The sequence below is a fragment of the Parabacteroides sp. AT13 genome (assembly GCF_002272965.1).
Taxonomy (GTDB): Bacteria; Bacteroidota; Bacteroidia; order Bacteroidales; family Tannerellaceae; genus Parabacteroides; species Parabacteroides distasonis.
Genome location: NZ_NQMH01000001.1, coordinates 2,560,043 through 2,572,500 on the forward strand (window position 1 = coordinate 2,560,043; position 12,458 = coordinate 2,572,500).

Consider the following 12,458-nt stretch of genomic DNA (forward strand, 5'->3'; position numbering starts at 1 on the left):
GCTATTCTTGATTAAAGGTGTTTCTCCGGTCGGAGGCATCCATCCGGTAATCTTTCCATAAATCGGTTATCAGGAAACAAACAAAGATGTTGTCTCCATAATCCCGTCCGCTACGTATTTGCAACTTGCATTTTTGTCCGGGGCCGTACCAACGGAATTTGATCTTGTTAAAAAAGGAACCGAACCAAGATTGATTCGTACGGATTTTTCGATGTTTCCCGTAACAATGGATAGCCGTGGCTTCCACCAATGCGTATTGTCCGCTTTTTAACTTACCGCATCCAGCCATGATGCGGTAGGCACGACATCCTTCCGTTGGTATTTGCAGGGTATGCCATTCGCCATCTGCGGGAAATTTACCCCGTATCGCGCCGTCGAAGCGGGTTGCGGAAAGACTGCCGTTGATACGTATATCCATACCGGGTTGGTTCATCTCGATACGACCGTTTGGATGAAGCGATAGTATCGGTTCATCTTGCCCTTGACGTATGATATGGAGTTGGCTATTGTTACCTAGGTATATTTTCCACTCAGGAATATTGTCTTGTATGTTCGTGAATAAGCTGATGACGGGACTGTTTTCCTTGGAAGGAGCTAACCGTAAGCCATCATCCGGATTTTTATCGATCCCGTCGTCGGAAATATTGACCATGGAATCGATTAATTCGTAGAAATGCTTTTGGTTGGGCATACTTCCGCGCTTAAAGTATTCTTTTAGTGTATTTCTGTTTGTACGAGGCATATCCGGTTTGTTTTATTTGTTAATAATAAAATTACTTCCAACTCCTAAATATCCGAGTCCGAGTTGTTCCAATAGTTCGTCTTTTTGGTCAATATATAGCAAATGCCTATCAGAAGGAACTAATATGCACCAAGGTTGGGAAGGGCTAACGTTGAAATTTTGCCTAGCCTCTTCCGGGTAGCGGTTTAGATAATAGCTCTTTTGTTGGTCTTTTGCCGTATATACGACATGCGCTACGCTTAATATATCAATGTCCACGATGGCTTCACACTCTCGTATGGAGTTATAAAGATCGGTCGATGAGAACGAAAGCCCAAATACCGGGATCTCTTCCTTATCTCGCCAAGGTGCGATACAATTATTAATGCGTGCCTCTGTCTGGCGGAGTATATCTCCTACGGGATATCCGGGCTTTATCCGGAGGTTACAGCAAACGGTTACTTCCTCGTAGACCGGAGTGATTGCATCAACGGTAATGAACGGACTTGTCTTGTCACCTATATAATCTTCGATTCGCATGAGTAGCCTATGTTCGCATAAAGGCAAGATCTTTTTATCTTTCTCCTTTTGCATCACGACCAATGTTACGATCGGGCTCCTGTTTTGAGCTTTACTGTCTATTCCGGGCAAGCAAAGTACTTTTTCGACTTCGGGGAACTGAGCCAATGTTATTTGCTCGTAATTCCTAGGCAATACAGCCCGGTTCCGATGGGACATCTCTTGGGTGATCCGGAGCCGCATATCCTCTGGCGTTTCCGGCGAACGTCCTCCTTTAGCGGGTATGATCTGGTAAATATCCGTAAGTCCCGGCATACTTTTCTCGAAAGAAACGAGTCCCGTGAAGCTTTCGAGTTCCTCACCGATCAGGGCTTCCATTTCTTCGGGGATTTCTAACCGGGCTTTCACTGGGTTTAGATAGACATTTCGTATGGATGAACAATTTTGCGTGTGGCAAGATACTTTTGCCGAAAGCCAGAAATCTCCATTTATGTCAAGCATTTCCTCGCTAATAGGTGAGGGAAGCAGGATGTCTACCAAACCTGTATTCAACAGATTCCCGGTTGTATCGGAAAGTAAATTACCCGGTTTGATAAACTCCCATTGCTTGCCGTTGAAGAAAGACCATTGTACGCAAGGAAGATATTCTTTTTCGATTTCCCGTTTCAAGGCAGCCATCTCGAAGAATAAACGGATCTGGTCGTTACCGATCGAGTTACCAATACCGAATAGAATAATCCCATCTTCTGTGGGTACTTCCACCATTGGGAACGGATGACGTAGATCGATTTCATGTAATTCCTTTTGCCTCAATGGATGGATATGATAGATACGGCATCTATCTCTTGGGGTATCGCCATTGAAAAAGTATTCTTCCTCGGCGCTATAACCGATACCTATACTTTCAATCATAGGGTTGTAAGGAGGTTTGGGCACCGGGGTCTGTTTACGGGTATGGCTGTTTCTTATCATGATATCCGCAAAGAGTATCCGGTACTCCGTCTGCCCGAATCCGCCGTTCGGATCTGTGAGTCTAATCCTGAAGAAGCCTTGCTGGGCTTTCGTGTATTGATATTGCTCTTCTTCCGTGGAGACCGTAATGTTTTTGAACGGTTTGTCGTAAACGATCTCGCTGTACTCCGAGAGCTTTCCCCTAGGGGAAGTATGCTTGTTTTTCGTATTGAAGAGACAAGATGTACTTTCCGGTAATTTTACCCATTTCTGGTCTGTTAGTTTTTCCCATTCAACTTTGAAGGTGGTATTATCGATAGGTGTCTTATATGCTTGATACAAATCATAGAAACCTCCTTCCGAATAAGGTAGATCCGCTCATTGCAAAGTAATACCCATGGATTGGATAGGCTTGATCGCTATCTCATAATTACCGAATGCGAACCATGAGCCTTTTTGAGCTTCTAACCCGAATAAAGGGAAATGTACGCTTGCGTCTACTTCTCCCAGAGGATTATAGATTTTCAAGGATGACATGCCGGATACATGTACCTTTATCTTTAAGCTAGTAATAAAAATACGGTGTACCCAAGAGTAGGGGAATAACCAAGCATCCGTGTTCATCAATATACGGAGCGCTGGGTTACGTGTTTGGCAACCATGAGCTTCAGAGCAAGGTGTTGTAGGGTCGAATTTCTCATTAAGGACGAATTTCAGATAAAAGGAGTTTTCGTTGATGAATGTCAAGGTGTAGGCGTATATCGGGTCCCAACCTTTCTCTGTGCTTAACTCCAATAGGAAAGCGTCGTTTAATACACGCCCGGTTTCGTGGGAAGATTGTTCCGTAGTAGCGATTAATTCTTTGAAATATGATATAGAGTCTTCTTCTAATCCGAATGTGATATGTATATCCCGATGTCCTTCCCGAAGTAATAACATGGGAGATTCGATCATCAGTCCGGCTTGTATAGAGGATTGGTTCTCAAAGATTAGCTCTGAGTCCAGATTGGGCTTCTTAGAAGGAACGTTTCCGATCCTGTTATTCAACTGTTTTTGCCAGATGGACGTAACGAAGCCTAATCGGCTCGCTGGATATTTTTTCGGATCTTTTTCCAATAGTAACGAATGTATACTCGTTATTTTCATGTTATTGACCGAATAATCTTCATCCGTACGATAACAAAATTGGATATCTTGCACAGGAAATGGTACCTGTGTTATAATACCTGTACCTTTGGGTAACTGGGCTTGCCGTGTGGTATTATTTTTCACGGCGATAAACCAAGCGGAAGGAATAATCGCTTTTTGGGGAGATTCCTTCAATATTTGGTTGACATAAAATAACGGATAAGCTTCCCAGCGTTTATTGAACTGATCTACCAGATATTGATAGTTTTTCAAGAAAGCGATTAAAACAGCTAATGAGGGATCGGTCTCTCCGCTTTTAGCGATTTCTTGGATGTAAATCTCCCGTTTGTTTTGTAAATTGCGGAGGATACGTAATAATAGGTAGAGACTTCTACGAACCGTTTTAGGATTGGATAGGGTTATTAGCTGAAGTCTTTGGTTATATTTCTCCATATCCAGAAATAAATCGGACATGGAATCTCTAAAGATCCGATGATTCAATCTTTGATACCAATCAGAGAACTTATGGTATAGAGCGTTTCTTAGATAGGTGATTTCTCTGTTACTTTCCGGTGAGCTCTCATTTTGCCACAAAATGAAACTCTGTTCGATCCCGATTGTATCTGTTTGCTTGATCTCATTGAGTATGGCTAAGGATTGGTAATGATATAAAGAGGATGATTTCGAAAAGGCACGAGCCAATAAATTGGAGAGATTTTTCTCGAGTACTTGAAAAGGCTCATGTATCCGGAAATCATTCTCCAATTTTTTTCTTGTCAATCCATCTTTATTCCATTGTTTATTCATCGGTTAGAATCAAAATAGATAGGATAGGTCAATTCTTGTTGGACATTATTCATACGTATCGTATAATAAAGTTCGATAATCAGAATGCCATCTTGAATCGAAGCCTTATTAATTTCTATGCGATCAAGCGAGACTCTAGGCTCGTATAAGAGAACAGCCTTCTCAATAGCGCTTTTAATCATGGTCTCCATGGTAAGATCTAATTGTTCAAACTGATAACGATATAGTTCCGTACCGTAATCCGGACGATGTATTCGCTCCCCTGTGCGAGTGGAGAGAAGGATGACCAAGCTTTGCCGGATGTCTTCTTCATAATTAGACATACGGGTGGGATTATCATTATGGCTGAATTCTGGGGGGAATGCCCATCCTTTACCTAAAAAACTATTTTTGTTCTGCATAATTCATTCGATTTAATTAATCATTACAACGCCTCCTTTTACAACGGTTTGGCCGGATGCGGATATTTCGGCGGTGGCAGACCCTTTTACTTTAACTCCCATTTGTGCGGAAACCTCGATATTCAAGCCATTTATCTTGGAATCTTGCTTAGACTTGGATTCGATACCCATTCCTTCTGTCTTGACATTCCCTCTTGCCTTAAATATGAGATCTTTGCCGGATTCTACCATAATTCCGTTTTTATCCATACAGACCTTGTTCTTATTAGCATCGGATAACAGAATTTGCTTTTTGTCATCATCCAATATGAGCGTGTTCTCTCCGGGAGTCCCTATTGTGATAATCTTTTTATCATCGTCCAAAGTAATTTTCAACTGGTTTTTTGTAACAATTGTCTTTAAATTATTTTTTGGATCTAAAGAAACCGGCGTTTTTCGTTTGCGACTGTACAAACTTCCGACAATCACAGGGTGGCAGGGGTCCTCATTGATGAATTGCAGGACTACCTCATCATCGACTTCCGGTAGAAATAACATGCCGACCCCATTGCTTGCGTACGGACTGACCGGCCGAGCCCATATCTCCGTCTTCTCACATTGTAACAAGGGTATATCGACTAATATAAAATTCTCGAAATCTTTATTATCTCCGATCTTTTTAACGATCCCTATTTGTAATCCTCGTATACCGGGCAAAAAACCACTAGCTGCGGGAGCGACTACATCGGGCTCTTCGGTAATGACTACCGGATTGAAACCCATATAGACTTGTGTCTTCCATTCGCCTCCTTGTAGTGTATGTTCTACTGATTGAACAAATGCGTTTCCACTATAATGTTTGCTTAATCCTTCTAATTTGATAATACAGCCCGGAATAATAGACGCATTCCCGTAAATTGTGATGGAGCCTTGAAAACGTGCCAGACCGCTCCATAAAGCTTGCGCATCGGCCCAAGCATGTAAAGAAGCGTCGCCGATGGGAGCGTTAGTTTGATAAAGCATCACTTCATTTGCCAGACCGGATAGATCCTTTGCGGCGATATCGCCTTGGACATTGAGAGGAGGTTTGCTGGCGGTGGCTTTGATAATTTGTTGACGGCTCACGTCCCAAGCGCAAGCTTTTGTATCTGTGTATTGCTCGGAAGCGGATATAGAACCATCGAAAGCGATTAAATTATCTCCATAGGTGATGGTTAAGACCGGGGAGGCGGATACATTCGGTTTACATACCTTGACTTGTTTACCGTCAGTGATAACGACTAATCCGTTATTTTGTGCTCGTGTGAGTACAAAATCCCAATCTGTACAATAATATTGTACCAGTTGTGGAATTTCTATACCGGTGCTATCTACTTTGGCGGAAAGCCCGTATTGTCCCAGAATCTTCTTGATAACGGTATCATCTTTACTATTTTCATATACATTATTTTTACGTCCAAAGGTTGCAGGATATGCGAAACCCCTACATTCTAAAATAAATAGAGTTTGTTGTTCGCTATTGATTTTTAACTGATGGGTTGTAACGCATCCCTCAAATAAGGTGTTGACCTTATCTGTTGGACCCGCTTGAAACTTAAGCTCCGTACCCGGATTGAATATTTTGTTGTCTGGTATTTCAAATTGGCTGTTGTCGATAATATCAGCGCTGATGGAGATCGTTGCTTTATCGATCTTATTACATGCTCTGTATATTTTTGCATTGATTACGGAGTATTGCTCCGTTACATCTTTACCATTTAGGAATAGTTTGATTATAAATGAATTATCCATATTCATTATATTTTAGGGAACCATAATTGAGTTCCGGGTTTTATATCTCTAAAGCTGATTAGGTTATTTATGGAGGCAATCATTGGAGCATAACCGGAATTTTTATATTCTTTTGCGCATAACCCGATTAGACTGTCTCCTTGTTTAAAAGTAACGAATTTACCCTCAGCTTTTTGATTTTTCTTTTTTGCTTGTGTCTCTCTACTACTAATCGCCTCTGTTAGTGACAAGGAGCCTTTAGCTCGTAAAGGATTGCCATTGGGCGAGAATAAGGTGTAATCCCAATTTAGGCTGGTTAATCTCTCCTTGAAAATGAGACTCCCCCAAATTACTTTAAGGAAGCAAGGGCTGGGTGGATCGATCTCCGCGCTAGGAAGAAAAATGATATTCTCCAAATCCTTGATCCTTTCTGCCACGGTTTTTTTCCCCGTCGGGATAATACCGGTACCATCGAAGTGTATATCAAATGAGAGAGTGGAGGGGTTGGTGTGTTTATACTCCGGTAGTTGCTTATCCTCTTTTATGCTTTCGTCTTTCTTATAGGAGGTAGATTTGCTTAACTTATAGCTATCCGGATTGATTTGGACGGTGATACTACCCAATTTCTCGCCACCTTTGTATTCAATTGATTTATATGCCTCGATGATCAACTTTTGGTTCATGTTTTACCGCTCCTTTCTACAAGAAAAAAGGTTAGACAAATCTTTCTTGGCCTCACGAATTATCTCCTCTTTGATTTGTTGTATCAAATCACGGGAGAGAGGGAGGTCGGGTTCCTTTTTCTGTTGTGTCACTTTTGTGGACACTTGGATTTCTTTTATAGTTATAGCCATTGCTTAAATTGTTCTTTTTTCGTATCTTCTGTATCTCTTATCGACATACGGATCAAATTAGTATAAGCCATCTCCAATGTTTCAATCACCAACTCATTCTTTTGGGAATTCAATGCGCTAATGTCCCATTTTACAGGGTAAGCATTGAGCACAGACCAATTATTTAGGGGAAAATGCCCGGCATCCAGCAATGATATAGTTAAATTGACGGGAACGATCTGGGCACTTCCATTATTTTCCAATACTTTAACCACATATGTCTCTAGCACATGAGGCAAAGGCATTAAAGAACGTTTCAACACAAGGTTACCGTGCTTTCGTCGGGTAGGCACCTGATAGCTGAAACTGTTTTCTCCCCCTTCTTTAATCGTTTCCGTCTCCATTTCAAGTTGTAGTCCCGAGACCTCTTGGAAAGAGGTCTCGATCAATCCTTCGAAAGTCACGTTGAAATAAAACGCTACCGGAGGAGGGACAATATGATCAAACCTTAGCATTAAGCGTTTTCTATGGTCAATCCTTCATGCGCTAAATCTAAGGTTTCGATGGCAGCCTCGTTTCCATCGGATTTTAAGCTGACGCCGGTAACCTTAGTCGGCCATGCGTTCGATAATTTCCAAACCATCGTAGGGCTTCCTGCTTCATCCAGTAAGCTGATTGTTACATCTTCTCGCTGTATTGTGTTCATTTTTATCTTGTTAAACCAATCGAATAATTTGTTATCCGCTTTGAAAACCCCTTTCTTTAGACTGACATTGCTCGTCTTCTTCAGTCCCGGCATCTTGATATTTGAGAAAACCGGGCTATTACCATGTCGGTACTCAATTACTTGGGCTTCCATATCCAGACCAGATACCTCTTTAAAAGCGATTTCCCCGAGGCTACCTAATTCTACCTTAAAATAAAAACTGGGTAACGGCCATACATTATCTTGTGCTTCTCCTGCCATATTCGTATTTTTTAATAGGTTTTAATTCTTAAATTATCAGCTTTTTTGCATTTGTTGTTGGAATGTGATCTCGATAAATTCCGCAGGTCTGGTAATAGCCACGAATACGGATATCCTGAGGATACCTTCCAGAATATCCTCCGGAGTCATCGTGTCTCCCAATCCGATATGAATGCTATATGCGTCTTCGGGGGAAGTTCCTGCTAATCCACCTCGTTTCCATACGCCCCGTAAGAATCCATCTATCATACTACGCATATTTACCCATGTATTTACTACATTCGGTTCGAATACATAGGCACGGGCGGCGTTCTTGATCGATTCCTCTAGGAAGATCATCGTACGCCTTACGTTAATATAACGCCAGTCTAACGAGTTACCATCCATCGTGCGGGCACCCCAAACCTTGATTCCTTCACCGGGGAAGCTACGTATCGCGTTTACGGCTTTTCCATTCATCGGTACGTTCAGATCTTCTTTGGTAATAAGACTCTTCCTTAATCTTTATCGGATATTCTGTGCTGATACGAAAAACGTCCTTATCCATGAAACGGATTTGCTCGGGATTCTTGAAGCTAATATTTTCCGGTCCATTATCCTCCATAAAAATATCCATTGACGCATTTTCTGGATTACGAGGTATCAAGATAAAATCCCAATAGGCTTCTTTTGTGTGATAATGGATTTCTTTCTGTATTGGGCATTTCGTTTCTAATAATTCTTTGGTAACATGAATGATCACATTGAGCCGATTCAGTCGGTTATCGATAACACTTAATTGTATATCTGAATCATTTAGCTCTTCCGGTAGCAGGGATTGTGTATACAGTAAAAAATTCGGATCTTTTGAATGTGCTTGAAACTCAAGGTTGAGACCATCCGGGGAGGTTGAAAGGTGATCAAGAAGCTCTTCTCGATCTCCAATTAGTGCATATTGATTTCGCCCCGTTTGCCTAAAAGGATATTTAGGTCCTCCTAATACGACTCTATTCGTTCTCCTGGGTTCTATCTCGAAGATTTCAGAAGGAATACATTCATTATAATATTCATGGCTAAATATAATGTTAATTAAAAAGTCAAATTTCATCATTGGTTTGTTTTATCGTTATAATATTCCAAAAGTAGATAAAAAGAATATGGCATGATATTAAATACTATATGTTTGATAACATTATTTCTAATTTATTTTTTGACTTGATATTCGTTGTTTTATATCCTTGATTTCTGTTCCGTCAAAAGATATGATTCGTGCTTTACATAGGATTGATGGATAATAATGCCCTCCTAATATACTCCATATATTGCTGAGTTCTTGCATACTAATTGTTATGGGCTCGAGCATTATGGTACCTTGGTCTGGTAATTTAAGAATGGAATTTTGTTGTAAGAAGGAGATTGAATCCAATAATATTTGTATAGATTCTAAGTATCTTTTAGATGAAAAAACAGCGGCAACCATAATATATATATTCAAGTACCATGGTGGAGATGTTTGTTGGAATGTGTTATTTTTTGTGTTCCTATAGGGGGCAGAGATTCCCATTGCTGTCTCTCGCTCTATATTCACGATAGAAAGTATGATTTTATCCGATTGATCCTCATTTGGAGTCGCATCAATACTTCCGGCTTCCACTATAATTTCTGCCCGTTCATAATAGCTGGAAAGAAATTCGTTCATTTTCTCTGCGAGTGTGTTTATTAATACGTGTATCATGGTCTTTTGCTTTATTTGTGCTAAAGGTAAGGAATAAATTTGTTTTTCTGCTTTATAATTTCATTGTCTGAATTCTTTCTAGCAAATTACCTTCGTTTCGATTCGTGATAAGAATTAAAATCGTTTTTTGATTATCATAGATAATTACGTCTTGGCGGTTTCCTGAAAAAGATTGAAAGAAAAGTTGATCCTGAGATTGGGCTATGCTTATTGTGTATTTTTTATCTACTCTTATTTTCTATTATGTGACTTCGGAAAAACACGTACGACTTTTTTCGAAAACACGTACGACTTTTCTCATAAACATGTACGACTTTCCGGTAAAACATAATCGTGTTTTTAAGCTGTTAATGTTCAGTGATTTATATTTTTGTATCATTCACGCACTTATTGTATGGAAAATTATCACATCGCCACTCAATAAATCATATATACCTCCATGTAGAAGTGCGGCACGCTATGTCTCTATAACAGGATGTCTCCAATAGGGTGAGAATCGAGTAGTATGGCTTTATCACACGTACATTATATAACTTGTTAAGTCTTGAAAAAAAACTTGAAAAATAATGCTGAAAAAGTTTGGAGGTTATGTTTTATAACACTACTTTTGCACCCGCATTCGAGAGAGAACGCCGGTACAAAATGATGAAACAAACTTTTAGAAAAAAAGTTCCGGAATAATTTGGAAGTTTAAAATAAAAGTCCTTATCTTTGCAGCCACGTTCGCAAGACGAAAGCGACAGAAGAGTTCTTTGAGAGATTTACATAATTCAACAAGTAGTACAAGTATTGGAGAAGAGATTCTCCGGATTAATACCGTCAATAGAAGTATGACTTTGGACTACGATAAACGGATTCCGGAGCGAGGATATTAAGAAACAATTTAAACAACGAAGAGTTTGATCCTGGCTCAGGATGAACGCTAGCGACAGGCTTAACACATGCAAGTCGAGGGGCAGCACAGGTAGCAATACCGGGTGGCGACCGGCGCACGGGTGAGTAACGCGTATGCAACTTACCTATCAGAGGGGGATAACCCGGCGAAAGTCGGACTAATACCGCATGAAGCAGGGGCCCCGCATGGGGATATTTGCTAAAGATTCATCGCTGATAGATAGGCATGCGTTCCATTAGGCAGTTGGCGGGGTAACGGCCCACCAAACCGACGATGGATAGGGGTTCTGAGAGGAAGGTCCCCCACATTGGTACTGAGACACGGACCAAACTCCTACGGGAGGCAGCAGTGAGGAATATTGGTCAATGGCCGAGAGGCTGAACCAGCCAAGTCGCGTGAGGGATGAAGGTTCTATGGATCGTAAACCTCTTTTATAAGGGAATAAAGTGCGGGACGTGTCCCGTTTTGTATGTACCTTATGAATAAGGATCGGCTAACTCCGTGCCAGCAGCCGCGGTAATACGGAGGATCCGAGCGTTATCCGGATTTATTGGGTTTAAAGGGTGCGTAGGCGGCCTTTTAAGTCAGCGGTGAAAGTCTGTGGCTCAACCATAGAATTGCCGTTGAAACTGGGGGCTTGAGTATGTTTGAGGCAGGCGGAATGCGTGGTGTAGCGGTGAAATGCATAGATATCACGCAGAACCCCGATTGCGAAGGCAGCCTGCCAAGCCATTACTGACGCTGATGCACGAAAGCGTGGGGATCAAACAGGATTAGATACCCTGGTAGTCCACGCAGTAAACGATGATCACTAGCTGTTTGCGATACACTGTAAGCGGCACAGCGAAAGCGTTAAGTGATCCACCTGGGGAGTACGCCGGCAACGGTGAAACTCAAAGGAATTGACGGGGGCCCGCACAAGCGGAGGAACATGTGGTTTAATTCGATGATACGCGAGGAACCTTACCCGGGTTTGAACGCATTCGGACCGAGGTGGAAACACCTTTTCTAGCAATAGCCGTTTGCGAGGTGCTGCATGGTTGTCGTCAGCTCGTGCCGTGAGGTGTCGGCTTAAGTGCCATAACGAGCGCAACCCTTGCCACTAGTTACTAACAGGTAAAGCTGAGGACTCTGGTGGGACTGCCAGCGTAAGCTGCGAGGAAGGCGGGGATGACGTCAAATCAGCACGGCCCTTACATCCGGGGCGACACACGTGTTACAATGGCGTGGACAAAGGGAGGCCACCTGGCGACAGGGAGCGAATCCCCAAACCACGTCTCAGTTCGGATCGGAGTCTGCAACCCGACTCCGTGAAGCTGGATTCGCTAGTAATCGCGCATCAGCCATGGCGCGGTGAATACGTTCCCGGGCCTTGTACACACCGCCCGTCAAGCCATGGGAGCCGGGGGTACCTGAAGTCCGTAACCGCGAGGATCGGCCTAGGGTAAAACTGGTGACTGGGGCTAAGTCGTAACAAGGTAGCCGTACCGGAAGGTGCGGCTGGAACACCTCCTTTCTGGAGCTTCAGGATTCCGTACCGAGGTCATACGAGGTATTGATCGCCTTGTGCTGCTGTTGAGATTATGTTTATTATATAGATCAATGACCGGAAGGCCGGTCGGAGAGAAAAAGATGAAGCTGGGACGTAAGTCTTGGCAAAGTTGACAGTCCTATAGCTCAGTTGGTTAGAGCGCTACACTGATAATGTAGAGGTCGGCAGTTCAACTCTGCCTGGGACTACTCCGAATGAGGGGAATTAGCTCAGCTGGCTAG

The 12,458-nt window shown here is 42.2% G+C and carries 10 protein-coding genes, 2 tRNA genes, 1 rRNA gene and 1 pseudogene (1 of these 14 cut by a window edge); 3 read left to right on the forward strand and 11 right to left on the reverse strand.

The window, feature by feature from the left end:
- Window position 1 precedes the first annotated feature (1 nt).
- The 11 genes and pseudogenes from CI959_RS10585 to CI959_RS10630 form a co-directional block, all read right to left on the reverse strand.
- Window positions 2–742, reverse strand: a complete 741-nt coding sequence (locus CI959_RS10585) for a hypothetical protein (protein WP_011966859.1) — start codon at window positions 740–742, stop codon at window positions 2–4.
- Window positions 743–754: 12 nt separating this feature from the next.
- Window positions 755–2,533, reverse strand: a complete 1,779-nt coding sequence (locus CI959_RS10590; RefSeq protein ID WP_230327287.1) for a hypothetical protein — start codon at window positions 2,531–2,533, stop codon at window positions 755–757.
- 36 nt (window positions 2,534–2,569) lie between these two features.
- Complete coding sequence (locus tag CI959_RS21795; RefSeq protein ID WP_249931806.1) at window positions 2,570–4,126, reverse strand: hypothetical protein; 1,557 nt, start codon at window positions 4,124–4,126, stop codon at window positions 2,570–2,572.
- A complete protein-coding gene (locus CI959_RS10595; RefSeq protein ID WP_009276510.1) occupies window positions 4,123–4,527 on the reverse strand; it encodes a GPW/gp25 family protein in 405 nt (134 codons plus the stop codon). Before CI959_RS10595 ends, CI959_RS21795 begins: the two co-directional genes overlap by 4 nt.
- A gap of 12 nt (window positions 4,528–4,539) precedes the next feature.
- Window positions 4,540–6,297 carry a type VI secretion system tip protein VgrG gene (gene vgrG / locus CI959_RS10600; RefSeq protein WP_036631360.1) on the reverse strand — a complete coding sequence of 586 codons (1,758 nt, stop codon included), beginning with the start codon at window positions 6,295–6,297 and terminating at the stop codon, window positions 4,540–4,542.
- Between the two features lie 5 nt (window positions 6,298–6,302).
- Entirely contained in the window at window positions 6,303–6,959 is a 657-nt protein-coding gene (locus CI959_RS10605) for a hypothetical protein (RefSeq protein WP_057316815.1), read from the reverse strand.
- A 161-nt stretch (window positions 6,960–7,120) separates the two neighbouring features.
- Window positions 7,121–7,624 (reverse strand): phage tail protein, encoded by a 504-nt coding sequence (locus CI959_RS10610; protein WP_005861439.1) that lies wholly within the window; start codon window positions 7,622–7,624, stop codon window positions 7,121–7,123.
- A complete protein-coding gene (locus tag CI959_RS10615; protein ID WP_005861441.1) occupies window positions 7,624–8,076 on the reverse strand; it encodes a phage tail protein in 453 nt (150 codons plus the stop codon). The genes CI959_RS10610 and CI959_RS10615 overlap by 1 nt, the downstream gene beginning before the upstream one ends.
- A gap of 36 nt (window positions 8,077–8,112) precedes the next feature.
- Window positions 8,113–8,556: pseudogene (locus tag CI959_RS10620) on the reverse strand (phage tail sheath C-terminal domain-containing protein); the annotation flags it as partial.
- Window positions 8,504–9,163: a hypothetical protein gene (locus CI959_RS10625; protein WP_005861445.1), complete on the reverse strand. Its 660-nt coding sequence runs from the start codon at window positions 9,161–9,163 to the stop codon at window positions 8,504–8,506. The gene CI959_RS10625 and the pseudogene CI959_RS10620, both read right to left, overlap by 53 nt.
- Window positions 9,164–9,253: 90 nt before the next feature.
- Window positions 9,254–9,790 carry a DUF4255 domain-containing protein gene (locus CI959_RS10630; RefSeq protein WP_057316813.1) on the reverse strand — a complete coding sequence of 179 codons (537 nt, stop codon included), beginning with the start codon at window positions 9,788–9,790 and terminating at the stop codon, window positions 9,254–9,256.
- An 887-nt stretch (window positions 9,791–10,677) separates the two neighbouring features.
- Between CI959_RS10630 and CI959_RS10645 the strand changes: the two genes are divergently transcribed.
- From CI959_RS10645 to CI959_RS10655, 3 genes are all read left to right on the forward strand, one after another.
- Window positions 10,678–12,201: ribosomal RNA gene (locus CI959_RS10645) — 16S ribosomal RNA — on the forward strand.
- A 150-nt stretch (window positions 12,202–12,351) separates the two neighbouring features.
- Window positions 12,352–12,425 (forward strand) — tRNA-Ile (locus CI959_RS10650).
- A 10-nt stretch (window positions 12,426–12,435) separates the two neighbouring features.
- A tRNA-Ala gene (locus CI959_RS10655) sits at window positions 12,436–12,458 on the forward strand; it runs 51 nt beyond the window's last position.

What these genes read in the sequence shown, in the direction of transcription:
- CI959_RS10585 (WP_011966859.1), bottom strand. Translation starts at nt 742, where the DNA reads ATGCCTCGTACAAACAGAAATACACTAAAAGAATACTTTAAGCGCGGA.
- CI959_RS21795 (WP_249931806.1), bottom strand. Translation starts at nt 4,126, where the DNA reads ATGAATAAACAATGGAATAAAGATGGATTGACAAGAAAAAAATTGGAG.
- CI959_RS10595 (WP_009276510.1), bottom strand. Translation starts at nt 4,527, where the DNA reads ATGCAGAACAAAAATAGTTTTTTAGGTAAAGGATGGGCATTCCCCCCA.
- vgrG (WP_036631360.1), bottom strand. Translation starts at nt 6,297, where the DNA reads ATGGATAATTCATTTATAATCAAACTATTCCTAAATGGTAAAGATGTA.
- CI959_RS10605 (WP_057316815.1), bottom strand. Translation starts at nt 6,959, where the DNA reads ATGAACCAAAAGTTGATCATCGAGGCATATAAATCAATTGAATACAAA.
- CI959_RS10610 (WP_005861439.1), bottom strand. Translation starts at nt 7,624, where the DNA reads ATGCTAAGGTTTGATCATATTGTCCCTCCTCCGGTAGCGTTTTATTTC.
- CI959_RS10615 (WP_005861441.1), bottom strand. Translation starts at nt 8,076, where the DNA reads ATGGCAGGAGAAGCACAAGATAATGTATGGCCGTTACCCAGTTTTTAT.
- CI959_RS10625 (WP_005861445.1), bottom strand. Translation starts at nt 9,163, where the DNA reads ATGAAATTTGACTTTTTAATTAACATTATATTTAGCCATGAATATTAT.
- CI959_RS10630 (WP_057316813.1), bottom strand. Translation starts at nt 9,790, where the DNA reads ATGATACACGTATTAATAAACACACTCGCAGAGAAAATGAACGAATTT.